Here is a 26,290-nt window from a genome sequence, read left to right as displayed (position 1 = left end):
GTAATTTATTGACAATAAAAAGAAATTTTGTTAGTGTTAGTTCTAATAACTAAAAACAAAAAAGATAAAGAGAAAGAGAGGAATATTCCAATGGGAAAAATTATTGGTGAAGGAATTACTTTTGATGACGTTTTGTTAGTACCACAGTACTCACAGGTTACACCTAATATGGTTGACTTAACAACACACTTAACAAAGTCTATCAAGTTAAACATTCCAATGATGAGTGCCGGAATGGACACAGTAACAGAACACAGAATGGCTATCGCCATGGCAAGACAGGGTGGTATAGGTATTATCCACAAAAATATGTCAATCCAGGAACAGGCGGACGAAGTAGACAAAGTAAAACGTTCTGAAAACGGTGTTATTACAGATCCTTTCTATTTAACTCCAGAACATACATTAAAAGATGCTAACGATTTAATGGCAAAATTCAGAATTTCAGGTGTTCCTATTGTTGTAGGAAAGAAATTAGTTGGTATTATTACTAACCGTGATTTGAAATTTGAAACAGATGGTTCTAAGTTGATTAAAGATTCAATGACATCTGAAGGATTGATTACAGCTAAAGAGGGAATTACACTTGAAGAAGCTAAAGCAATTTTAGCTAAGGCAAGAAAAGAAAAACTTCCAATCGTAGATGACGATTTCAATTTAAAGGGATTAATTACAATAAAGGATATTGAAAAACAGATTAAATACCCATTATCAGCAAAGGATGAACAGGGAAGACTTCTTTGTGGTGCTGCAGTTGGTATTACAACAAATGTACTTGAAAGAGTAGATGCTTTAGTAAAGGCTAAAGTTGACGTTATTGTAATTGATTCAGCTCATGGTCATTCACAGAACATTTTTAATACTTTAAAATTAATTAAAGATAAATATCCTGATTTACAGGTAATAGCAGGTAATGTTGCAACAGGAGCTGCTACAAAGGATTTAATCGAAGCAGGAGCAGATGCAGTAAAGGTCGGTATTGGACCTGGATCAATTTGTACAACAAGAGTTGTTGCAGGTATTGGTGTACCACAGATTACAGCTGTTATGGATTGTTACGAAGTAGCTAAAGAATATGGAGTACCTATTATTGCAGATGGTGGAATCAAGTTTTCAGGTGACATTGTAAAAGCAATCGCTGCAGGTGGAAATGTTTGTATGATGGGTTCAATGTTTGCAGGTTGTGATGAAGCACCTGGTACATTTGAATTATTCCAGGGAAGAAAATACAAAGTATACAGAGGTATGGGTTCAATTGCTGCTATGGAAAATGGTAGTAAAGACAGATACTTCCAGACAGATGCTAAGAAACTTGTTCCAGAAGGTGTTGAAGGACGTGTTGCTTACAGAGGAACATTGGAAGATACAGTATTCCAGTTAATGGGTGGTCTTAGATCAGGTATGGGATATTGTGGAGCTAAGGACATTGAAACATTAAAAGAAACAGGACAGTTTGTTAAAATTTCAGCAGCTTCATTAAAGGAAAGTCATCCACATGACATCCATATCACAAAAGAAGCTCCAAACTATAGTACAGAAGTTTAATATTTACTTAATATAGTTTGAAATAATTGTGAATTATAAAATTTTACTATGTAAAATCATAATAATATGTTAAAATTAAAAGGACTTTTGCGGAATGTAGAAGTCCTTTTATATTATGCAGAGGTGTCATTATACTTAATTTTTGTTTAGAAAATGATAAAGGTGTAAATGAGTTGAAAAATAACGGTTACTAAATGAAGCAGTTTAGTGATTGCTTATAAAATTGACACGTGTATAAAATTTGAATTATATGAGGAGAAAGTAATGAAAGTATTAAAGAAGATTTGGGTTCCGGTCTTAATTGCGATTATATTAATTGCATTTGGTGGGGCAGTATATTATCAAAAGGCAGTAGTTCCTAAAAAGGAAATTGATAAAAAAGCAGGAATTACATCCGGTAAATTAGATGATTATATTACATTAGGAGAATATAAAGGTTTATCATGTGAAGTTACACAAGATGATATCGATGAATCAATAAAAGAAGAAACACAGACATATACAGAAGTTGACAGAGAAGCAAAAGAAGGCGATTGCGTTGAAATTACATATACAGGTTATGTAGACGGAGAAAAGGACAAGAATATCAGCCAGAGTAATTGTGAATTATATGTTGGACAGGAAGAAAGCCTTTATGCAGAATTTACAAATGCAGTTGTTGGACATAAGGCAGGAGATAAAGTAGAATATCAGGCAAAAGATACAGATGACATAAATTATGTTGCGGAAAAAGATTCTGATTACACGGGCAAAAACGTTAAGTTTACGCTTAAACTTGTATCTGTAAGCGAAGAAGAAACAGAAGATGTAACAGATAAATGGGTAAAGGATAATTATAATGAAGATTATGGAATCTCAACAGTAAAAGAATTCTATAAATGGAATGAGGATTATGTTCTTGAAAACAAAAAGAGTGATTTATGGCAGAGTGCAGTTGATAATGCGACAATGAATGGATATCCTCAGGAAATGTATGATAGTGTAAAAGAAGAATTTGATTCGGATGCAGCATATTATGCAGACTCTTATGGAATTACAGTTGATGAATATTTGTATGATTTCTCAGGATATACAGAAGAAAGCTTACAGGAAGAATATTTAAATGAAGTAAAATCTAATCTTGTAATGTGGAAAATTGTTGAAAAAGAAAATTTGACAGCTTCATCATCTGAAATCGAAGATAAATACGAAGAATTATATGCTGATTGCGGATATGATAATGTTGAAGAGATGAAGAAAGATTATACTGATAAAGAAATTGAAGAAGCAGTGTTACTTGATAAAGCTATGGATGTTGTGTACGATAATGCAAATATAACAAAATCTTATAGCTTGCCAAAATAAAAATAAAACTGTAATAAGTTTACAAGTTTTATTATTGAAATACAGGAAAGTTGTTAAATAAAATTGATTTATAAGTCAGTAATGAAAAAATAAATAAGACAATAAAGATAGATAGAACAGATAATATGAACGATGTAATTTTGCAAGTGTTATTTGTTCTATTTTTTGTCTAGAGTAAGAACAACTGAATGCGATGAATTATTCAGTTACACAAGACCTGATGGAACATCCTACTTTACAGCGTTTAAACAGGCAGGAATTGATGATTGGACAAGAAGAGCAGAGAATTTGGCAGAGGATTATGATACTCCTGCAGAAGTAGTGAATGCGTGGATGAAATCTCCTACGCATAAGGCAAATATTATGAATGGAGAATTTGAGTATATAGGAATTGGATGTGTTAAAGTTGGGGAACATATATATTGGACACAGGAATTCTTAACAAGATAATGAAGAACAGAAAATATACGGCGTTTTATAAAAAATAAATACAAAATAAATTATAGCATTTGAAGTTGACAAAGCAACTTTAAATGCTATAATTGTGTTTGAATAAAGAAAACGTTGACGAGACGAGTAGATTAGCAGGAGGGCTACAGAGAGAAGCACTAAGGCTGGAAGTGCTTTGCGGATGGCTAATTGAAAACTACCTCTGAGTGACCCCAATCAGGTCCGGTGATTCCGTTATAATCGCAATGAGAGGCCTATGTAAAATAGACAATCAGGGTGGAACCGCGAGATATTCGTCCCTGCTTACTAATTGTAAGCAGGGCTTTTTTATTGTATTAATGAGTCTGGCTTACAAGAAATAATTATCAGATGTGTAAAGGAGAAAGTGAAAATGAAGATTACTTTAAAAGATGGCTCAGTAAGAGAGTATTCAGAACCAATGACAGTAAACGACATCGCATTTGACATTTCAGGCGGGCTTGGAAGAGCAGCATGTGCAGGAGAAATTGATGGCGAAGTTGTAGATTTAAGAACAACAGTAGACAAAGATTGTAATTTAAATATTTTAACATTTAAAGATGAAGCTGGAAAAGCTGCATACAGACACACTACATCACATGTTCTTGCAGAAGCAATTAAGAATTTGTATCCGGATGTAAAATTGGCTATTGGACCTTCTGTTGATAATGGATTCTATTATGATTTTGACAGCGAACCATTTTCAAGGGAAGATTTAGATAAAATTGAAGCTGAGATGAAAAAAATCATTAAGAAAGGTGCCAAACTTGAAAGATTTACACTTCCAAGAGAAGATGCAATCAAGTATATGGAAGACAGAAATGAGCCATATAAGGTAGAACTTATTAAAGATTTGCCGGAAGATTCAATTATATCTTTCTATAGTCAGGGTGAATTTGTTGATTTATGTGCAGGACCACATTTGATGTCAACAAAGTCAATTAAAGCATTTAAATTGACATCTTCATCAATGGCATACTGGAGAGGTGATTCTAATAAAGCAAGACTTCAGAGAATTTACGGAACAGCATTTGACAGCAAAGATGATTTAAAAGCTTATTTAGATGAACTTGAAGAAGCAAAGAACAGAGACCATAATAAACTTGGTAGGGAAATGGAACTTTTTACAACTGTAGATGTAATCGGACAGGGACTTCCATTACTTATGCCAAAGGGACAGAAGATGGTTCAGAAATTACAAAGATGGATTGAGGACCTTGAAGATAATGAATGGGGTTATGTACGTACAAAGACTCCATTAATGGCAAAGAGTGATTTGTATAAAATTTCAGGACACTGGGATCATTACAAAGAAGGAATGTTTGTATTAGGCGATGAAGAAAAAGATAAAGAAGTATTTGCACTTCGCCCAATGACATGTCCATTCCAATACTATGTATACAAAGCAAGCCAGAAGAGTTATAGAGATTTGCCATGCAGATATGGTGAAACATCTACACTTTTTAGAAATGAAGATTCAGGTGAAATGCATGGACTTACAAGAGTTCGTCAGTTTACAATTTCAGAAGGTCATCTTATTGTAAGACCTGACCAGATGGTTAAAGAATTTAAGGATTGTATAGCATTAGCTCAGTACTGTTTACAGACTTTAGGATTAGAAGAAGATGTAACATATCATCTTTCAAAATGGGATCCTGAAAATAAAGAAAAATATATCGGAGAACCTGAAGTATGGAATGAAACAGAACAGGATATTAGAAATGTTTTAAATGAATTAAATATCCCATTTGTAGAAGATGTTGGTGAAGCAGCGTTTTACGGACCAAAGGTAGATATCAATGCAAAGAATGTATATGGAAAAGAAGATACAATGATTACAATTCAGTGGGATGCTTTATTAGCTGAACAGTTTGATATGTATTACATTGATGAAAATGGAGATAAGGTAAGACCATATATCATCCATAGAACATCTATCGGATGCTATGAAAGAACACTTGCATGGTTAATTGAAAAATATGCAGGCAAGTTTCCAACATGGTTATGTCCTGAACAGGTAAGAGTTTTACCAATTTCAGATAAATATGTTGACTATGCAGAAAAAGTAGCTGCAGAACTCAAGAAAAACGGAATTGATGTTACTGTTGATGGAAGATCAGAAAAGATTGGATATAAGATTAGAGAAGCACGTTTAGACAAACTTCCTTATATGCTTGTTGTAGGACAACAGGAAGAGGCTGATGGAACAGTATCTGTAAGAAGCAGATTTGCAGGTGATGAAGGAATTAAGAAATTAGATGAATTTATTGATGCAATTTGCAAAGAAATCAGAACAAAAGAAATCAGAAAAGAAATTCCATTAGAAGAGAGAAAATAATACTGATTTAAAAATTTTGTTTATTAAATAAAATGCATAAAAAAAGAACAATTGAAGAAAATAAGCATATCGGAAAATTTCCGAAATATATAATTGGAGGACGAAGATATGCCTATTTTAAATTGTTCAGTTCAAAATTGCTATTATAACAAAGAAAAGAAGTGCTGTCTTGATGGAATAAGAGTGGAAGGAAGCACAGCAGATACTGTTAACTCAACAGCCTGTGGAAGTTTTAAGGAACAGGGTGAAGGAAGCTATACAAGTGATTGTCATTGTGGAATGTCACCGGAAACAAAATTACAGGTGCAGTGCGAAGCAGTTAAATGTACATTTAATGGTGATAAAAAATGTTGCGCAGATCGTATAGGAATTGAAGGTAATGGTGCAAAGCATTATACTGAAACAGCCTGTGGAACATTTAAGCCTGAATAAAATGTAAAATGATAAATTAAAAAAGGTATTTCAAAATAGTGATTTAAGGACGGATAAGTGAATTTATCTGCCTGATTAAAGCTTGAAGAAAACAAAAAAACATAAATCAAAAAAATGTGTTGACATATGTATTGCAAGATGGTAATATATATGTCGATGTATAAAACAAAGCAGAGTATCCACTCTCACCCAGACACATAGAGGTGATTCGAGGTTAACATTTAATTCATTTGATTTGAGTTTTTAGTGGATAGTCTGACTATCCACTTTTTTTATGGAGGTGCAATACCATTAGCGAGTTAATGATTAATGAACAGATTAGGGACAAAGAAATAAGGCTCATTGGTTCAGATGGAGAACAGCTTGGAATTATGTCTTCAAGAGAAGCATTGAAGAAGGCTGAAGAAGCTGAATTAGATTTAATTAAGATTGCCCCAAAGGCTCAGCCACCTGTTTGCAAGATTATGGATTACGGAAAGTATAGATATGAATTGCAGAAGAAGGAAAAGGAAGCCAAGAAAAAACAAAAGTCAGTAGAAATTAAGGAAATCAGATTATCTCCTAACGTTGAGATTAATGATTTGAAGACAAAGGCTAATAATGCAAGAAAGTTCTTAGAAAAGGGTGACAAAGTTAAAGTAACTCTTAGATTCAGAGGACGTGAGATGGCTCATATTAGTAGTAGTGCGCATGTTTTAGATGACTTTGCTAAGTTATTAGAAGATATATCAGTAATAAGCAAAAAAGCTAAACTTGAAGGTAGAAACATGACAATGTTTCTCGAACAAAAGCGATAGGCTAGAGTTTAAATTAAGGAGGAATATAAAATGCCAAAAATCAAGACAAGCAGAGCAGCTGCAAAACGTTTTAAAGTTACAGGAACAGGTAAACTTAAAAGAAACAAAGCTTATAAGTCACATATTTTAACAAAGAAATCAACTAAGAGAAAGAGAAATCTTAGAAAAGCAACAGTTACTGATGCTACAAACGTAAAAAATATGAAGAAGATTTTACCTTATTTATAATTCTGAGTAGGAGGAAATTATCATGGCAAGAATTAAAGGCGGAATGAACGCTAGAAAAAAACATAATAGAGTATTAAAGCTCGCTAAGGGTTACAGAGGAGCAAGATCAAAACAGTATAGAGTAGCAAAGCAGTCAGTAATGAGAGCTTTGACTTCAGCTTATGCTGGTAGAAAGCAGAAAAAGAGACAGTTCAGACAGTTATGGATTGCAAGAATTAACGCTGCAGCTAGAATGAATGGTCTTTCATACAGCAAATTTATGTATGGTCTTAAATTAGCAGGTGTTGAAATGAACAGAAAGATGTTAGCTGAAATGGCAGTTAACGATGCTGAAGGATTTACTAAATTAGTAGAAGTTGCTAAAGCAAAATTAGCATAATTTTAATATATTTAATACTTATAAAAAAGCAGTGAGTTATTCTCACTGCTTTTTTATTTTCACAAAAGAATCACAATTTGAACGAAATAACGTCACAATTGAAACATAGAATATACAAGAAAGTTATTGTAACGATACAATGCAATAAAATAGTAGGAGGAAAGACATGAGTATTGTAGAGATAAACAATCTTGTTAAAAAATATGGAGATAACGTTGCAGTTAATGATTTGAGTCTTAATATTGATTCAAAAGGTGTCTATGGATTTTTAGGACCAAATGGTGCAGGAAAATCTACGACAATGAACGTATTAACAGGGTATATAGGTGCAACATCAGGAACTGTTATAATTAATGGATATGACATTTTTAAAGAGCCTGAGGAGGCAAAAAAGAATGTTGGCTATTTGCCGGAGATTCCACCCCTTTATCAGGATATGACTGTATATGAATACTTGGAATTTGTATCTAAGATAAAGAAAATAAAGAAGGAAGAAAGAAAGGCTTGCATAGAACAGTCTTTGGAAATGACAAGAACGACAGAAGTTAGAGAACGACTTATTAGGAATTTGTCAAAAGGATATAAGCAAAGAGTAGGAATTGCGCAGGCAATTATGGGAATGCCTGACCTTATTATTTTAGACGAGCCAACAGTAGGTCTTGATCCAAAACAGATAATAGAAATTAGAGATTTGATTAGAAATTTAGGAAAAGAGCATACTGTAATTTTGAGCTCGCATATTTTGACTGAAATAAGTGAAGTATGTGAGAATATATTTATTATTTCTCAGGGCAAACTTGTGGCTTCAGGTAGGGAAGAAGAATTAATTGAAGAACTTGCAGGAGAAAACAGAATTGAGGCTATTATTAAAGGTGATGCGAATGAAATAGAAAATATACTTGATAAATTTGGATGCAAACATTCAATTGAAACTTTAGATGATGAAAAATGTAAAGCACAGATAGTGACATCACGTGATATTGATATAAGAGAAGGATTGTTCTTCGCATTGGCAGAAAAGGAAATGCCGTTATTAGAACTTAAGTTTAAGACTAAATCTCTTGAAGATTTATTTATTGAACTTACGACTGAATATAAGGCACAGCCAAAGAAAAAAGGTCTTAAGTTTAAAAAGAAAAATTCAGAAAAATTGGATGATAAAAACTTAGCAGATAATTTAAAAAATGAAGAAAAAGAAGTGCAGGAGGTAGAAAAATAATGCTAGCAATATATGAAAAGGAACTTAAATCATATTTTACTTCAGTAATTGCCTGCCTGTTTATAGCAGTTACAACATTTATAGCAGGTATATTCTTTATCTATTATAATCTTACATATGGCTATACACAAATGTATGCTGCATATAATGCATTACTAATTTTAGTATTTACAATACCAATTCTTACAATGAAAATTGTTGCAGATGAACGAAGACTTAAAACGGACCAGCTGATTTTGACATCTCCTATTTCAGTTGGAAAAACAGTTGTAGGTAAGTTTTTGGCGTTGGTTACAATATATTTGATACCTGTTTTAATAATGTGTGTATATCCACTTATTTTATCCAGATTTGGCGAAGTGTCATTTAGATTGGCATACACAAATATATTAGGATTATTTTTATATGGCTGTGCATTTATTGCAATAGGTGTATTTATTTCATCCATAACGGAAAGCCAGGTTATATCGGCCATTTTAAGCATAGTAATTTTATTTATGGGTTACATGATGAACTCCTTAGAAAATATGATTTCATCTTCAGGAAATGTACTTACAAAAATACTTGGCGCATTTGATTTGTTGTCACCTGTAGATGAATTTATGAGTGGTGTAATTTCTCTTTTTGGAGTAGTTTATTATCTGACAATTATTGTTTTGTTCCTATTCCTCACTTGTCAATCAATACAAAAAAGAAGATGGAACGTATCTAAGGCAACTATTTCAACAGGTGTATTTAGCACGGGATTTATCGCTGTAGCAATCGTAGTAGCAGTATTTGTAAATCTTGTTGCAGGTAAGGTTACAGATAAATCTTCATGGGCAAGCATAGACATGACAGCATCTAAGTTGTATTCAATAACAGATGATACAAAGAAAATGTTGAAGAAAATAAATGATGACGTTGTTATCTATGTTATGGCAGCTAAAGATGGCAGTGATGATACAATAAAGAAAACATTAAAAAATTACGAAAATAGCTCAAAGCATATAAGTGTTGAATATAAAGATACAAAATTAAATCCTTATTTTTACGCAGATTATACAGATTCAGCACCTACATCAAATAGTTTAATTGTTGTAAATAAAAAGACAAATAAGTCAAAGGTTGTAGATTACAATAACATTTATGAAGCAGATACAAGTTCATATTACACTACAGGCTCCACATCTTACACAGGATATGACTGTGAAGGTCAGTTAGACAGTGCTATATCATATGTGTTATCAGATAAGAATCCGGTTGTTTATCAGATAACAGGACATGATGAAATTGGAATGGGCTCGAAGTTTTCAGATGCAATTTCTAAAATGAATTGTGATGTTGAAGAAATAAAATTAGCAAGTATGGACAGTTTATCAGTTGATGATTGCGAAATGATAATGATTTTAGGACCTACAAAGGATTATTCTAAAGATGAGACACAGAAAGTTATTGATTATTTAAATGCCGGAGGAAAAGCAATTATTGCATGTGAGGCTTACAAGAGCGCACAGACAGATAAACCAAATTTTGAATCGATATTAGAAGCATTTGGAGTGAAAGTTGTTGAAGGTGTTATAGCTGAAAATGATACAGATTTCTACTCAAATCAGTACGGACCATTCTTTACATTTGCAAACGGCTCAGGAAGTTTTGCGTCAGGAATAGATAACTATATAATTGCTCCATATGCAAAAGGATTACAACAGGTAAATAAAGATGACTCTTCAATAACATATACATCTTTAGCAACAACATCAAAAGCAGTATCAAAAACACATTTGAAAAGTGCAAAAAAATATACTAAAGAAGATGGAGATGTTGAAGGAACATTTGATTTAGGAGCACAAATAAAGAAGAGTGTAACAAGCGAAAATGAAAATGGAGAAAGCACAACTACAGAAACCAACATTTTGGCGTTAAGTTCAGTTTATATGTTAGATGACAATATGAATGAACTTGTTGCAGACGCAAACCTTGAAATGTTTAATAATGCTTTAAGTGAGTATATTAATACAGATGATTCTGTAGAGACTTTGTCAATTCCTTCAAAGAGCCTCCAGGCTTCTCAGTTGACAATTACAGCATCAGTTTCAAGACTTGTAGGAATAATTGTTGCAGTTGTTCTTCCTATAGCTATTTTAGTTGCGGGAATCGTAATTTGGACTAGAAGGAGAAAGAGATAATGAATAAACAGAAAAAACAATTTGTTGTAGTAGTTATTTTGATGGCAGTATGTATCATTGGTTATTTTGGCGTTGGTAAATTTTATAAAAATCAGGAAGAAAAAGAATCTGAAAATAAAGAGGCAACTGCAATAACGGCATTTGAGTTAAAAGATTATGAAAAAATAACAGCTTTTAACTATATAGCAAATGGCACATCGATTACATTAACAAAAGATAGCGATGGAAAATGGCATGATTCAAGCGATGCATCAGTAAATATAAGCAAAGATTCAGTTGAAACGGATATGCTTGCAAAACTTGTGTCAGTAACTGCAGATGAAAAAATTGCTAAAAAGGACGACATATCTCAATATGGATTTACCATAGATGATAATGGAAATGTAATTGCAGAGACAAATACAATAGCGCTTACAGACGAGGATAACACAACGTATACATTGTATATTGGAAAAGAAAATCCTTATGATACAAGTAAATATTATATGATGGTTGAAGGTGATGATAATATTTATTTGGTTGACTCAGATATTCAAACGGCATTTTCGAAGAATGTATCAGATATAACTGAGACAACAACAGAAGCTGCGACACAAGAGAGCACAGAAGCACAGACAGAAGAAATAACTGATGAGGCTGAAGCGAGAACAAATTAGTAAGAAATAGTAAAATATTGAAAAATGTAAACATAGAACTGTGAAGACAGAACAAATAAATGGTTTTATGATTATCCCAAAAGTTGATTTATAATAATTAAATATAAATCAACTTTTGGGTATTATAATGATAAAGCAAGGGTGAAATTATAAAGATAGTTAAATTTAATTGATGTTAATTAATAAAAAATGATGAATAGAAAAGGTAAATTCAATCTTGTAAGAGTGAATTACACTACAAATTAAACTACTAGTTAAAAAAATTAAAAAAAATGAAAAAAGTTGTTGACAAAAGTTGCACAAATGGTTATATTAATAAAGCAGTTTGATTGCAACGGGATCTTAGCTCAGCTGGGAGAGCACCTGCCTTACAAGCAGGGGGTCACAGGTTCGAGCCCTGTAGGTCCCATTTATATGGCGAAGTAGCTCAGTTGGCTAGAGCACACGGTTCATACCCGTGGTGTCGAGGGTTCGAATCCCCCCTTCGCTACTTAAGAAGGTTCTGATTAAGGAAACCTTCTTTTTTTTCGTTTATTTAGAAGGTTTATGAAATTTATAAGAAAAAATTGAGCATTGATTATTTGTTACAAAACTTGTAATCTTTGTAGATAAAAATACATGAATAGTGTTATACTAAAAAATATGTGTCAGAGAGTGTATAAATATAGTATTTTAATTAACAAGTCGTATATCGACTGAGATATAGAAAAATGCTATAATATATATTTGAATTAATTTGTTGTATTTATTAAAGGAAATAGATTATGAGAATTGGAATGGGATATGATGTTCATAGATTAGGAAAAGAGAGAAAATTAATTTTGGGTGGAGTTACAATTCCGTATGAATATGGATTGATTGGTCACTCAGATGCTGATGTTGTTGTTCATGCTATTATGGACGCACTTCTTGGTGCAGCTGCACTTGGAGATATCGGAAAACATTTTCCTGACAATGATGAACAATATAAAGATATATCGAGTATTATATTATTAGAACACGTAGGAAAATTGTTAAAAGATAACAATTATACAATTGGAAATATTGATGCAACAATTATTGCACAAAAACCAAAACTTGCTCCATATAGAGAACAGATGGTAAAAAACGTAGCGAAAGCTTTAAATATAAACGAAAATCAGGTTTGTATTAAAGCAACGACAGAGGAAGGATTAGGATTTACAGGAGAAGGCTTGGGAATTTCATCTCAGGCGATTGCACTGCTTAATTAAGTTATGAAGGATGTAGAATTAAAAGATATTAGAATTGAAGATTACAATAAGTTACAGAAATATTATTTAATGAGAAGGCCAGAGACGGCAGACAGTAATTTGTTGGATTTATATATGTGGACTGATTGTTATCCAACACAATATTTTTGTAATGAAAAAGGTGTGATGTGGGTAGCAAAAAGCGAAGATAATAAATATTATTCTTCAGTTCCATGTTGCAGGAACGAAGATTTAAAAGAGTGCTTTTATGATACTCAAAAATACTTTAATGAAGTTTTAAATAAGAAGCTTGTTATGTATGTAGTTGATAAAGAAGCAGTTGATATTCTTAATTTGCCGGAAGATAAGTATACTGTAATTCCTGATAGAACTTATTATGATTATGTATATGATGCTCAAAAATTACAGACATTAAGTGGTAGAAAATATCATAAAAAAAAGAATCATTACAATGCATTTTGTAGGGAATATGAAGGAAGATATGAATTTAAACTGTTAGATAGTACGCATCATGATGAGATAATGGATTATTTGGAAAATTGGAAACAGCATAAAGAGCATACAGAAGAAAAAGAATTTATAGATTTTGAAGCAATTGGAATCAAATATCTTTTAGAACATGAAAATGTATTTGATTATAAAATCGGCTCAGTTTATATAGATGATAAATTAGAAGCGTTTACTATTGGAAATTACTACAAACAGGAAGATATGGTTTATATTCCTGTGGAAAAAGCTAATCCAAACATTCGTGGTTTATATACTTTTATATGTAGCGAGTTCTTAAAAGTAGCATTTCCAAATGCAGCAAAAGAAAACAGAGAAGACGATATGGGATTAGAAGGACTAAGAAAGTCAAAATTGTCATATAATCCAATATATATGGTTGAAAAATATACAATAATTCAAAAATAGTTTCTAATTGTTCGATTAGAAATTGTTTGAATATCAGGAGATGGAACATGATTAGATATTTAGAAAAAAACGAAAAACTGAATATCCGAAGTATTTATGAACAATGCTTTCAAGATAGTAAGGAATATACGGATTACTATATGAATAATTGTCTTAAGAATAATTTTGTTGCAGTTGATGAAGAGGACGGAGAAATTATTGGTGCAGTACATTTGATACCAAAGACTGTAACAACAGGTAAGCTTAAAACTAATGTATTTTATATATACGGTGTATCAACATTAGAAAAATACAGAAGAAAAGGTGTAATGAAATCAATATTCAAGTATATTCTTAGTGATATGTATGAAGATATGGAGGCATTCACATATTTGATTCCATCAGATGAGACAAACGCCATGATTTATAGAAAACTAGGCTTTGAGTATGTAATGGATAAAGAACTACAGAAAAAGGAAGAAGCAAGGAAAAAACCTAGCCATTCACTTATTCTTAGAAAGGCAGAGCCTTCTGATTTCCCAAGATTAGCAATTTTTGCTGAGTCGGCAATGGAAGAAAGGTATGATGTGTCTTTGACTAAAAATAGAGATTATTTTAAAAAAATGAATGATTTATTAGAAGTTGAGGATGGCAGAATCGAAATTTATGTTGAGAATAAGGTTGTTGTAGGATATCGAATAGTTGTAGATGATGAAGCAATTGAGGAAGTTCTTGACAATGAAACACAAAGTATGACATGGTTGCTAAATGAAAAAAAGCCATATGTCATGGCAAGAATTATAAATTTAAGAAAAACACTAAGACTTATAGGAATGAGAGGAGTAGGACAGTTTGTGATAGAAATTGAGGATTCAGTCCTTCCGGGAAATAATGGAAGATTTAAAATTTCCTATGAGCATACAAATATAAAAATGGAGCCAACAACTGAAGAAGCAGAGTTTCATGTTACAATTGGACAGTTGACACAACATGTATTTGGTTATAAATTAATTGATGGATTGCCTGAAGTCTGTATGAAGCACGGATTTTTTATTAATGATTATGTATAGAAATTATCATTACAAGTGTGTATAATCTATGTTGATATCTATGAATATAGGTTATTGATATTTATAGAAGGAAGTAAAAAGAGGGATTTAAAATGGGATTCATTCAATATTATAAAGAGCAGGTGGAAGTAATTAAGGATAGAGACCCTGCAATTAAAACAAATTTAGAAGCATTGTTATACCCAAGTTTTTGGGCAATATATAAATATAGAAAAGCTCATAAGTTATATGAAAAAGGACACGTATTTCGTGCAAGAATGATATCACAAAGAGCTGCAAGAAAGACTGGAATAGAAATTCATCCTGCAGCACAGATTGGTAAAGGATTATTTATTGACCATGGTCATGGAGTTGTTATTGGTGAGACAACAATAATAGGAGATAACGTAACTTTGTACCAGGGTGTTACATTAGGTGGTTCAGGAAAGGAAAAAGGTAAAAGACATCCAACTTTGCAGGATAATGTAATGGTTGGAGCGGGAGCTAAAGTATTAGGCTCATTTACAATTGGAGAAAATTCTAAAATTGGAGCAGGTTCTGTTGTTTTAGAAGAAGTGCCTCCGAATTCAGTAGTTGTAGGTGTACCGGGTGAAATTGTAAAACAGGATAATGTAAGAATGCCAAGGCTCGATTTGGATCAGGTTAATATGCCAAATCCTGTTCAGTTGGAAATAAAACAACTTAAAAAAGAAAATCTCGAATTAAAAGAAATAATGATGAAACTAGCAAATCATATTAAGGAGTAATAAGATGCAAATATACAATACGCTGACGAAGAAAAAAGAAATATTTAAACCGATAGACGAAAAACAGGTAGGAATGTATACATGTGGGCCTACAGTTTATCATTATGCACATATTGGAAACTTAAGAAGTTACATAATGGAAGATGTTCTTGAAAAAGAATTAAGATACGAAGGATATAATGTAAAAAGAGTCATGAACATTACTGATGTAGGTCATTTGTCAAGTGATGCCGACACAGGTGAGGATAAGATGCTTAAAGGAGCAAAAAGAGAACATAAGACAGTTCTTGAAATTGCAAAGTTTTATACAGATGCTTTCTTTAGCGATTGTAATAAATTAAACATCAAAAGACCTGATGTAGTTGAACCGGCAACAAATTGTATAGATGAATTTATTAAAATGATTTCCGGATTGTTAGAAAAAGGATATGCATATATCGCAGGTGGAAATGTATACTTTGATACATCAAAATTGGACAAATACTATACTTTGTCAAGCCATAATGAAGATGACTTGATGGTTGGTGTAAGAGATGATGTTGATGTTGATGAAAATAAAAGAAACAAGACTGATTTTGTATTGTGGTTTACCAAGTCAAAGTTTGACGATCAGGAATTAAAATGGGATAGCCCATGGGGAGTAGGATATCCGGGATGGCATATTGAATGCTCATGCATAAGTATGAAGCATTTAGGTGAAAATTTAGATTTGCATTGCGGAGGAATTGATAACATTTTCCCTCATCATACGAACGAAATTGCACAGAGTGAAGCATATATTGGACATAAATGGTGTAATTACTGGTTCCATGTTCATCATTTAAATGATAAGCAAGGTAAAATGAGTAAATCAAAAGGTGATTTTCTTACAGTATCTCTTTTAGAGGAAAAAGGATATAATCCACTTGTGTACAGAATGTTTTGTTTACAGTCTCATTACAGAAAACCATTGCAATTTTCGTATGAAGTATTAGATTCAGTTGCTGCAGGATATAAGAAATTAAAGAATAGAATTGCTAAATTAGACAAAGAAGGAACTGTTAATGAGGCAAAGGCAGCTGAATATAAAAAGAAATTTATAGAAATAGTTGGAAACGATTTAAATACAGCATCAGGTATTACTTTAATTTATGACTTATTAAAAGATGATGTAAATGATGCAACAAAGAGATACATTATTGAAGATTTTGATAAAGTATTATCTTTGGATTTATTGGAAAATGAAAATGCACAGGAAAGTTCAGACGTAGATTCTGAAATGGAACAGTATATTAATGAAATGATTTCAAAGCGAGCTGAAGCTAAGAAGGCAAAAGATTTTGCAACAGCAGATGCTATAAGAGAAGAACTTGCAGCTAAAGGAATTGTTTTGAAAGATACAAGAGAAGGAACAACATGGACAAAAGCGTAAATAATAACGACATTTTTAAAAGTATAAAAGAATCCATGGGATTAAAAGAAATTAATATTGTTGATTATTCACCTTTGACATTGGCTTACATTGGGGATGGAATTTATGAAATTGTAATCAGAACAATGATAGTTGATGAAGCAAACAGGCAGGTTAACAAAATTCATAAAGCAGCTGCAGATTTAGTAAAAGCTAAAACCCAATCAGATATGATACTTAGTCTTTATGAAGATTTGACTGAAGATGAGGCTCGTGTTTATAAGCGTGGAAGAAATGCTAAAGCTATAACAAGGGCAAAGAATGCATCAATGGGTGATTACAGAAGAGCAACAGGTTTTGAGGCTGTAATGGGATATTTATATTTGACTGAGCAGTCTGAAAGAATGATGGAACTTATAAAAAAAGGATTAAACAATATTAAAGAGGATAAGGAATAAGCTTTAAGATTAAGAGGAAATAGAATGAGATATAGCGAGTTGACTTTAGAAGGACGTAATGCTGTAATTGAGGCGTTCCGTGCGGGAAAAACAATCGATAAATTGTTTGTATTAGAGCATTGTCAGGAAGGCTCGATGAACACAATTATCAGAGAAGCTAAGAAAAAAGATACAATTATAAATTATGTTAAAAAAGAACGTCTGGATCAAATGTCTGAAACAGGAAAACATCAGGGAGTAATAGCGTATGTAGCTGCATATGATTATGCTACAGTTGATGATATTCTTGAAAGGGCAAGAGAAAAAGATGAACAGCCTTTCATTATAGTTTTAGACAATATTGAAGACCCACATAATTTAGGGGCAATAATAAGAACTGCTAATTTAGCAGGTGCACATGGAGTTATTATATCAAAACACAGAGCAGCAGGGTTAACAGCAACAGTTGCAAAGGCTTCAGCAGGTGCAATAAACTATACTCCTGTAGCAAAGGTTACTAATATAGCAAAAACAATTGAAAAACTTAAAGACCAAGGATTATGGTTTGTATGCGCTGACATGGGTGGAACAAGAATGTATGACCTTGATTTGAAAGGACCTATAGGTCTTGTTATAGGAAATGAGGGAGAAGGAGTAAGTAGACTTGTAAAAGAAAAATGCGACTTTATTGCTTCAGTGCCTATGTTTGGAGATATAGATTCCCTTAATGCTAGCGTTGCTACAGGTGTTTTAGCATATGAAATTGTAAGACAGAGAATGCTATAATATATTAAATGCTTTGTTTGATAGACAGAGAAGACTATAATGAATGAAATTCTGATAGAAAGATGATTATATAGTTTTAATTTTTTTAAAGTGTAATTAAAATTTAGCATTAAGTATTAAATAGAAAAAATAAGAATCAGCATCTGATTTGCTGATTCTTATTTTTTTAGAAGCTCCCGACGGGACTTGAACCCGAGACCTCTACCTTACCAAGGTAGCGCTCTACCGACTGAGCTACGGGGGCTTAATTAATTTAACTTAAATGATAATAACATAAAGATAGTGAATAGACAATAGAAAAAAGTAAATGTAATTTATTTGATTGTTCAAATTGTATTGCTTAATTGAAATGTTAACGATTAAAAAAATAAAATAATTGTGCAAAATTCATAAAAAAACATTGCAATATTGAAAAAGATTGTGCAAAATGATAAACTATATACAATTGGAAATTGGGGAATGATTATAATGAGCTATATGATGTGTTTGAAGGAGGACTTTTTTAATGAGAAAATTATCTAAGAAAATACTTTCTTTGTATGCAAAGAAAGCAATTATTGGCTTAGCATCAGTTGCGATGGTTGCGACTATGTCGTTGAGTACAATAAATGTGTCACCGGTTAAGGGAGCGACAACTTCATCAACGTTAGTATGGAGTGATGAATTTAATGGGAATTCTATTGACGCTTCAAAATGGGGATTTGAAATAGGAACAGGTTCAAATGGATGGGGAAATAATGAACAACAGTACTATACCAATAGAACAGATAATGCATATGTTGCTGATGGAGCGTTACATATTAGAGCTAAAAAAGAAGCGTATGGTGGAAAAAATTATACATCAGCAAGACTTAATACAAATGGAAAATTTACATTTACATATGGATATGTAGAAGCAAGACTTGCGCTTCCGTCTAGTCAGGGAATTTGGCCTGCATTTTGGATGTTGGGAGCAAATATTGGAAGTGTAGGTTGGCCATCGTGTGGTGAAATAGACATTATGGAAGCAATAAATGCAGAAAATAAAACATATGGTACATGTCATTGGAATGCAAATGGACATGCAGAATATGGAAAACCAACTGGAAATTTTGATATAACACAGTATCATACATACGGTCTCCAGTGGGATAATCAGTATATTAGATTTTTTGTAGATGGAAATAAATTCTATGAAATGTCAATAGCAAATAATGCAGGAGATACAGATGAATTCCACAAGCCATTTTATTTATTGCTTAATGTGGCTGTAGGTGGCAATTGGCCGGGATTTTCAATTGATGATAGTGCATTCCCACAGGAAATGAAAGTTGATTATGTTCGAGTATATCAGGACAATCCTTCATTTGATAGTTCATCATCAAATAATGTAGATAAAAACAATGGTGGAAATAGTGGTAATACGGGAAGTACAGGAAATACAGGAAATACAGGAAATACAGATACATCAAATACACCAGCTAGTGGAATGGGAATGAATTCGTCAGGAAACAATTCAGCTACAGCTTATGTAAATGATTCAAAATGGACAGATATTCATTATTCAGTAAATAATGGTGCACAGCAGAATGTAAGAATGACACAATCAGGAAATAAGGCAACATATACTATTAATGGATTGAAATCAGGAGATAATGTTAGTTATTGGTTTACATATTGTAATACATCAGGATATGTAAAAGATACATCAAAATACACATATACACATAACAGCAGTGGCTCATCATCAGGAAGTGGTTCATCATCAGGAAGCAGTTCATCAGGAAATGTAAATTCAACATCAGGAGATGTATATATTTATCAGGATATTAATTATGGTGGAAATACAGCATCTTTAGGAGTTGGAAATTATACATTAAGCAGTCTTTTGGCAAAAGGATTTAAAAATGATGATTTGTCATCTATTAAAGTACCTTTTGGATACAAAGTTACATTATATGATAATGATAATTTTGGTGGCGAATCAATGGTTGTCACATCAGACACTAAATGGATAGGCACAGCATTTAATGATAGAGTATCATCTATTAAAGTTGAAAAAGCAAGATATAAGATTGTTAATAAACATAGTGGACTTTGTCTTGATGTTGCAGGAGCAAATAAGGCAAGTGGTACAAATGTACAGCAGTGTGAGGCAAATGGAAATATAGCTCAGGAATGGGAGTTAGATTATAACAATGATGACTACACATATATTATTAAAAGTGCATTAACAGGAAAAGCTCTTGATATGGGCGGATGGTCACAGGATAATGGTGGTAATGCCATAATTTGGGATAATAATAAAACAGCTAATCAAAGATGGTATATTACCCAGGTTGATGGAGGATATGTATTCTTCATTAACAAGCATAGCAATAAGTCATTAGAAGTTGGCGGATGGTCTACATCTAATGGTGGAAATGTTCAGCAGTGGGATTATAAGGCTCAAGCTAACCAGTTGTGGAAATTTGAAATGGTTAATTAAAGTAATATATTATAAAAGGGAATTGTTACGGTAACGTGACAATTCCTTTTTTAGGTGTTTAGAGCGAAAAAGTAAAAGTTATTTTAATAAAAAACAATGCATATATTGTTTGAATACGAAGAATATGCTAAAATACTTATGTTTTATATTTATTTTATATTGAAAAGGGGAGTTTTATGTTGAGAATTTCAAAAAGAATTTTAGCTACAATTTTAGCAACAGCAATGGTATTTACGATGGCAGATTATTCGGGAATACATTTGTTAGTAGAAAATGTATCTGCATCAACAGACCAGAATAAGTATTCAGATTCAAAGGTGGTTAATGAAGAAATTATACCGGATACTGAATTGAGAAATGCTTTAAAAGACATAATTTCAAATGGAAACGATTTGACTTTTAAAGAATTAAAGGAATATGAGGGAGATTTGGATTTAAGCAATTATCCTCAAATTCAGGAAGTTACAGGTTTAGGATATATGAGACTTGTAAAAAATATGGATTTGTCCACTCTTTCAAAAGTTAAAAAGATTGATAAGTATGAGTTCCAGATGTGTAATCTTACATCAATAAAATTACCAGAAAATTTAGAAGAAATAGATGAAGCAGCTTTTTATAGGTGCGAAAGTCTTGAAACGGTTGTATTACCTGATGGTTTAAAGAAAATTCATAATGATGCATTTAGCAGATGTACAAAGTTAAATAATGTAACATTACCTGAATCGTTAATTAAAATTGGTAATGGAGCTTTTAGTGTTTGTGAATCATTGGAGAGTATAAAGATACCGGATTATATTAATGCAGCTTTGGAAAACTCAAGTGATGATTCTGTTAATGGATTGGGAACAGGAGTTTTTGACGGATGTACAGCATTATCAAATGTTACATTTGGTGCAGCCATGACAGCAATTCCGGCTGGCTTTTTTAGAGGAACAAAAGCTCTAAGAAAAATAGCAATTCCGGAACAAATTATAGATATAAGAAATAATGCGTTTGGTGAAAGTGGATTATATTCAATTGATTTGTCAAAAAATACAAAAATGACTACTATTTCAGGAAATGTATTTAATGGGTGCTCATCATTATATAAAGTTATTTTGCCTAAATCAATTGAGAGAATTGAAGAAAGAGCATTTTGGGGAACAAGTGTATATGATTCTGATATATTTAAAGGATTAGATAAATTAACTTATATTGGCGATTATGCATTTTTAGGTTGTAAATTTATTGAAATAAATATGCCGGATAATATTGAAACTATAGGATTCGAAGCTTTTAAAAAATGTAGTTTGTTACAAAAAGTTAATTTTGGGGAATATACACATGAAATAAAAGAAAATACAATACTTTCTATAGGAAGTGAGGCATTTATAGAATGCTATAATTTAACAGATGTTCATTTCCCTTCAGAAAATCAGGATAATATTAATTTTGGTATAGAAATATTAAGTAAGGCTTTTAAAAACGCTACGAATTTGCATAATGTTAATTTTACATCAAGCATTACATTGATTGGTGAAAGTGCATTTGAAAATTGCGGGGCAATAAAAAAAGAAGAAGTTTGTGAAGGAAGAAGAAGCGTATATATTTCAAAGAAAGATATACATAAAACTTACCAGGAGGGAGATACTGAATATAGATATTATACATATGGAAATGGGCAGGAGTATTATGAACTGAATATTGGATATTTTAATCAGGAAAATTTTAGAGATAGTTACAATAAATATGATTCTGATATAGAAGTTGTATTATGTGTACCGGGAGCAAATAAGCAAAAGGTATATACACATTCATATACAGGATTAGAAGATATTGATTTGTCGAATAATAATAGAACTGTATTTGGAAAAAATGTATTTAAAGGATGCATAAATTTGAAAACTGTTAAACTTCCTACAGAAATGACAGAGGTTCCTGAAGGAATGTTTGATAATTGTTTTTCTAATTTATATGGTAGTGATGATAGAACTGTATCTTCCTTAAAGCGTGAAAATGATACATGGTATGTGGGTTTAAATAAAGTGGAATTTCCTAGCACATTGAAAAAAATTGGCGTTAAAGCATTTTATCAGTGTAAAAATTTAGAGTTGAATAATAAATTACCTGAAAGTCTGGAAATAATTGAGAAAGATGCTTTCAGCGGATGTGAAAATATTGGTAAGTTGAATCTTCCGTATAATTTAGTAAAAATAGGAAATAATGCTTTTAATAATTGCTCAAGAATCATTGACGGTGTTGTTTCAAAAAAGAGAGGATTAACAGAGTGTGATGCATCCGCACTTTCAAAAATTGAATATATTGGAGGAGGAGCTTTTGCAAATTGCCCTTTTACAAACTTTATTATGAATAAAGAAGGAAAAATTAAAAACATAATGTCTGGCACATTTTCAAACTGTCAATTTTTGAAAGATGTTAGATTTTGTGATTCCGTTGAGAATGTACAGAATAATAGTATGTCTAATGATGTGAGTTTAAAATATATTGATATACCGGATATTTGTACAATTAATCAAAATTTTGCATACGGTGTATTAACTATACCTGTTAAATACAGAGACAGTTTTAGTGAATTATCAGATAGTTGTATTGTAAAGATGACAGAGGATAATATTTCATATGTTCCGCAATTTTCTTTATCTGTAAGAGTAGTTAATAAAGATCAGGTTGTAAGGGTTAATTCGGAAGTAGTATTACCGTTTTACACTATACAAAAGGAAACATGGAATAAAATAAAATTAGTAAAAATTGGCGATACTAAATTGGAATATGATCAGGATAATGATTCGTTCTCAGGAATAATGGACGAACTTCCTATGAGTGTAACTGCAGACTTGAATTTTTCTCACAATATTTCGGCAACAAATTGGACGGGAAGTGGAAAAGTTAATATTATTGCTCCAAGAATTCAGGGAAAATATGAAGCAGATGACGTACCAGTTACAGTAGAAGGCGATATTTCTTTTATACTTGGTAAAGGGAATAGTGGATATTATGTTAATCCGTGTGCTGTTTCAGGATTATATTTAGTGGATGTTCAGGCAAATCCGTGTAAGGAAATTATTGCAGATGATTCATTATATATAAATAGTACAAATAATAAAAAGTCATATAGAATTAAACCTAATTTTATACCTGAATCAAATGATAGCGATATGACAGATAAGATTGAATGGAAGGTTGAAACAGGAGAAGAATTTATAAGTTATACAGTATCAGGTGATGGAAAATACATAGATGTAAAAACATCAGGCACAGGCTGTGGCACAAGTAAAATTGTAGTAAAGGCAGGAACAATTATAAAGACAATATATGTTTATAATGTAATCCCTGGAACAATATCATCTGTTAAAGATGAAAATAACAAAGAAATTGCGAATAAAGGAAATGTGGATATTACTTTGTTAGACAAAACAAAAATTACAGCTACATTGTCATATCAGCTTGATGTCCCAAGTGGATATGAAGATAAAATATCATACACAAGTGATGATGAGTCAGTTGTAAAGGTTTGTAATGTTGAAGAAAAAGATGGAGTGACTGAGTGTGAACTTGAAGCTGTAGGTATGGGAAAAGCCGTTATAGCTGTCAAATCAAAAGCAGGAGAAGCTGTAAGGACGTTTAATGTAGTTGTTTCATCTGATAATTTAAAATTAGTAGTAAAGGATCAGAATGATAATATTGTTGAATCCGGTAATAGACTTGATTTGTTAAATACTAATGGAATTAAGTATAAATACGAATTTAACGAAAATATTGCAAATAAAATGCTTACATCGGTTGTAGAGGACGACAGTATAGTTGAAGTAAGAAACATTGATACAAATAGAATGACATTTACCTTAGTTGGCAAAAAAACAGGTAAAACAAAAGTTACAATTTATCCTGCAATAGGAAATGAAAAGTGTGGTGTAACATATGAAGTTGTGGTAGACGGAGATATTTCTAAAATAACATTAGAGAATAAGTCGATAGAATTAGATAGTACATACTGTATATTGACAAGTGTTACAAACGTTTTCAATCAATCTATTAAGGATGATATTATGTCTAACATGTCAAGTATTACTACAAATACATTAAAATTTACTTCAAGTAATGAAAATGTTGCGACTGTGGACAATTGGGGAAATGTAACCATTATAAGCTTGCCGGATGATAATAGTAAAGTGACAATTTCATGTTGTGCTATGAGAGGTGGCGAGATTGTAAATAACACTACAAGAACAGTCACTGTAACTCCAACAAAGAAAAAAGTTTCCAATATTGTTTATAGTGGCAATACAAATATAACTGTTAATGAAAAAACAAAAATTGATTTGAGTTTTGAACCAGTTAACTCAATGTATAAAGGTGTTGAAGTTTCGTATGTTAACGATGGAAAGAATTTTGTATCTTATGATTATAAAGATAAAGAAAAAGCTATCTATGTAACAGGGAAAAAAGCTGGAAAAGCTGCGATAAAGGTTAGAGTAAAATTAGAAAATAATGTTTATATTGAGAAAATAATTGAATTTAATGTTTCTGATAAAATCACAGATACAACTAAAAATAGTATTTCTGATATTTCAGACACTAAAAATCTTAATAAGATTATAAAATTGAAAGTAAAACGAGGAAAGAAAAAGGCAACTTTAACTTGGAGTAAAATCAGTGGAATTACTGGATATCAGATTCAAATGTCAAAGAATGGCAAAAAATATAAGACTATAAAATTTATTAAGAAATCGTCGACTTCTAAATTTATAAAAAAGAAATTGAAATCAAAGAAAAAAGTGTATTTTAAAATTAGAACTTATATTCAGTCAGGAAAACAGAAAAAGTATGGAAAATGGAGTAAGGTAAAAGCTGTAAGAATCAAATAATATTTATAAAGTGTTTATATAGAGAAAGATAAATACTTTGTTATAGAATGTTTATAAAAATGATATGTTGAACTAAAAAGAATGCTGGTTTTATATATGTGGTAAATGTGCAATTATTGACAAAAAATGCATATGTGATAATATAAAATGAGTAAAATAAAAAGAAGGAGTTACTCAAATATGAATAAAAAAGTTTTATCAGTTTTGGTAGATAATACATCAGGTGTACTTAATAGAGTAGCTGGTTTGTTCAGCAGAAGAGGTTATAATATTGATAGCTTAACTGTTGGAGTAACACAGGATCCTAGATATTCAAGAATGACAATTGTTGTAACAGGCGATGATGATATAATCGAACAGATTATTAAACAGATTGAAAAGCTTGTAGACGTAAATAAGGTTGAGGTACTTGAAGATAATAATTCAGTGTGCAGAGAATTGATTTTAACAAAAGTTAAGACAACACCTGAACAGAGACAGCAGGTTATGGCAGTAGCTGATATCTTCAGAGCTAAGATTGTTGACGTTGGTATAGATTCACTTATTATTGAATTAACAGGAAATCAGAATAAATTAGATGCATTCTTGAATCTTTTAGCTGATTACGAAATTTTAGAACTTGTAAGAACAGGAATTACAGGTCTTGCAAGAGGAACAAAATAATAAACAAAAATTATATCTGTGATAAAGCAGATTGGTTTTTAGTTGCTTTATGCAACAAATAATACATATATTTACGGAGGCGTAACAATGTCAGAAGCAAAAATTTATTATCAGGAAGATTGTAACCTTTCATTATTAGATGGAAAGACAATCGCAATCATCGGTT

Annotated in this window: 21 protein-coding genes and 3 tRNA genes; 23 read left to right on the top strand and 1 reads right to left on the bottom strand. The window is 31.7% G+C overall.

What is annotated here, in order from left to right; all coding sequences use genetic code 11:
- The first annotated feature begins 90 nt into the window (after positions 1-90).
- The 20 genes from guaB to rlmB all read left to right on the top strand — a co-directional run bounded on the left by guaB (position 91) and on the right by rlmB (position 18,129).
- On the top strand, positions 91-1,545 hold the full coding sequence (gene guaB, locus DWX29_RS06160) for an IMP dehydrogenase (RefSeq protein WP_118565418.1): 1,455 nt from the start codon (positions 91-93) through the stop codon (positions 1,543-1,545).
- Positions 1,546-1,809: 264 nt separating this feature from the next.
- Complete coding sequence (locus DWX29_RS06155) at positions 1,810-2,889, top strand: FKBP-type peptidyl-prolyl cis-trans isomerase (protein WP_117909533.1); 1,080 nt, start codon at positions 1,810-1,812, stop codon at positions 2,887-2,889.
- A gap of 153 nt (positions 2,890-3,042) precedes the next feature.
- The gene (locus tag DWX29_RS06150; RefSeq protein WP_118565417.1) at positions 3,043-3,339 is read left to right on the top strand and encodes a CAP domain-containing protein; all 297 of its coding nucleotides are present in this window, start codon (positions 3,043-3,045) and stop codon (positions 3,337-3,339) included.
- A gap of 391 nt (positions 3,340-3,730) precedes the next feature.
- Positions 3,731-5,695, top strand: a complete 1,965-nt coding sequence (gene thrS, locus DWX29_RS06145) for a threonine--tRNA ligase (RefSeq protein ID WP_022089836.1) — start codon at positions 3,731-3,733, stop codon at positions 5,693-5,695.
- Positions 5,696-5,803: 108 nt separating this feature from the next.
- Positions 5,804-6,127 (top strand): DUF1540 domain-containing protein, encoded by a 324-nt coding sequence (locus DWX29_RS06140; protein WP_117909529.1) that lies wholly within the window; start codon positions 5,804-5,806, stop codon positions 6,125-6,127.
- 302 nt (positions 6,128-6,429) lie between these two features.
- Positions 6,430-6,924 carry a translation initiation factor IF-3 gene (infC, locus tag DWX29_RS06135; RefSeq protein ID WP_022089838.1) on the top strand — a complete coding sequence of 165 codons (495 nt, stop codon included), beginning with the start codon at positions 6,430-6,432 and terminating at the stop codon, positions 6,922-6,924.
- 30 nt (positions 6,925-6,954) lie between these two features.
- Positions 6,955-7,152 (top strand): 50S ribosomal protein L35, encoded by a 198-nt coding sequence (gene rpmI / locus DWX29_RS06130; protein WP_022089839.1) that lies wholly within the window; start codon positions 6,955-6,957, stop codon positions 7,150-7,152.
- A gap of 22 nt (positions 7,153-7,174) precedes the next feature.
- Positions 7,175-7,531 carry a 50S ribosomal protein L20 gene (gene rplT / locus DWX29_RS06125; RefSeq protein WP_022089840.1) on the top strand — a complete coding sequence of 119 codons (357 nt, stop codon included), beginning with the start codon at positions 7,175-7,177 and terminating at the stop codon, positions 7,529-7,531.
- Between the two features lie 166 nt (positions 7,532-7,697).
- Positions 7,698-8,750, top strand: coding sequence for an ABC transporter ATP-binding protein (locus DWX29_RS06120; RefSeq protein WP_347497655.1), 1,053 nt, complete (start codon positions 7,698-7,700; stop codon positions 8,748-8,750).
- Entirely contained in the window at positions 8,750-10,918 is a 2,169-nt protein-coding gene (locus DWX29_RS06115; protein ID WP_022089842.1) for a Gldg family protein, read from the top strand. The genes DWX29_RS06120 and DWX29_RS06115 overlap by 1 nt, the downstream gene beginning before the upstream one ends.
- Positions 10,918-11,574 carry a DUF4340 domain-containing protein gene (locus tag DWX29_RS06110; RefSeq protein ID WP_022089843.1) on the top strand — a complete coding sequence of 219 codons (657 nt, stop codon included), beginning with the start codon at positions 10,918-10,920 and terminating at the stop codon, positions 11,572-11,574. Before DWX29_RS06115 ends, DWX29_RS06110 begins: the two co-directional genes overlap by 1 nt.
- A 336-nt stretch (positions 11,575-11,910) precedes the next feature.
- Positions 11,911-11,983: transfer RNA gene (locus DWX29_RS06105), tRNA-Val, on the top strand.
- Between the two features lie 7 nt (positions 11,984-11,990).
- Positions 11,991-12,064, top strand: a tRNA-Met gene (locus DWX29_RS06100).
- A gap of 274 nt (positions 12,065-12,338) precedes the next feature.
- On the top strand, positions 12,339-12,806 hold the full coding sequence (ispF, locus tag DWX29_RS06095; RefSeq protein WP_022089844.1) for a 2-C-methyl-D-erythritol 2,4-cyclodiphosphate synthase: 468 nt from the start codon (positions 12,339-12,341) through the stop codon (positions 12,804-12,806).
- Between the two features lie 3 nt (positions 12,807-12,809).
- A complete protein-coding gene (locus DWX29_RS06090; protein ID WP_022089845.1) occupies positions 12,810-13,721 on the top strand; it encodes a phosphatidylglycerol lysyltransferase domain-containing protein in 912 nt (303 codons plus the stop codon).
- A gap of 47 nt (positions 13,722-13,768) precedes the next feature.
- The gene (locus DWX29_RS06085; protein ID WP_118565416.1) at positions 13,769-14,770 is read left to right on the top strand and encodes a GNAT family N-acetyltransferase; all 1,002 of its coding nucleotides are present in this window, start codon (positions 13,769-13,771) and stop codon (positions 14,768-14,770) included.
- A 92-nt stretch (positions 14,771-14,862) separates the two neighbouring features.
- Positions 14,863-15,516, top strand: coding sequence for a serine O-acetyltransferase (cysE, locus tag DWX29_RS06080; protein ID WP_022089847.1), 654 nt, complete (start codon positions 14,863-14,865; stop codon positions 15,514-15,516).
- 4 nt (positions 15,517-15,520) lie between these two features.
- Positions 15,521-16,927, top strand: coding sequence for a cysteine--tRNA ligase (cysS, locus tag DWX29_RS06075; protein ID WP_118565415.1), 1,407 nt, complete (start codon positions 15,521-15,523; stop codon positions 16,925-16,927).
- Positions 16,912-17,364 carry a ribonuclease III domain-containing protein gene (locus DWX29_RS06070; protein ID WP_022089849.1) on the top strand — a complete coding sequence of 151 codons (453 nt, stop codon included), beginning with the start codon at positions 16,912-16,914 and terminating at the stop codon, positions 17,362-17,364. The genes cysS and DWX29_RS06070 overlap by 16 nt, the downstream gene beginning before the upstream one ends.
- Before the next feature lie 24 nt (positions 17,365-17,388).
- Positions 17,389-18,129, top strand: coding sequence for a 23S rRNA (guanosine(2251)-2'-O)-methyltransferase RlmB (gene rlmB, locus DWX29_RS06065; RefSeq protein ID WP_022089850.1), 741 nt, complete (start codon positions 17,389-17,391; stop codon positions 18,127-18,129).
- A 171-nt stretch (positions 18,130-18,300) separates the two neighbouring features.
- On the opposite strand, the gene DWX29_RS06060 is transcribed toward rlmB, so the two are convergent.
- A tRNA-Thr gene (locus DWX29_RS06060) sits at positions 18,301-18,373 on the bottom strand.
- Between the two features lie 261 nt (positions 18,374-18,634).
- On the opposite strand from DWX29_RS06060, the gene DWX29_RS06055 reads away from it, so the two are divergent.
- The 3 genes from DWX29_RS06055 to ilvN all read left to right on the top strand — a co-directional run bounded on the left by DWX29_RS06055 (position 18,635) and on the right by ilvN (position 26,124).
- A complete protein-coding gene (locus tag DWX29_RS06055) occupies positions 18,635-20,596 on the top strand; it encodes a family 16 glycosylhydrolase (RefSeq protein ID WP_118565414.1) in 1,962 nt (653 codons plus the stop codon).
- Positions 20,597-20,772: 176 nt separating this feature from the next.
- A complete protein-coding gene (locus tag DWX29_RS06050) occupies positions 20,773-25,461 on the top strand; it encodes a leucine-rich repeat domain-containing protein (RefSeq protein WP_118565413.1) in 4,689 nt (1,562 codons plus the stop codon).
- A gap of 180 nt (positions 25,462-25,641) precedes the next feature.
- Positions 25,642-26,124 (top strand): acetolactate synthase small subunit, encoded by a 483-nt coding sequence (gene ilvN / locus DWX29_RS06045; protein ID WP_022089853.1) that lies wholly within the window; start codon positions 25,642-25,644, stop codon positions 26,122-26,124.
- The last annotated feature ends 166 nt before the right edge of the window (positions 26,125-26,290 follow it).

It is taken from the genome of Eubacterium sp. AF19-12LB (assembly GCF_003479125.1).
In the GTDB taxonomy this organism is placed as follows: Bacteria; Bacillota; Clostridia; order Lachnospirales; family Lachnospiraceae; genus Eubacterium_U; species Eubacterium_U album.
This window is presented reverse-complemented; position numbering and strand designations above follow the sequence as displayed.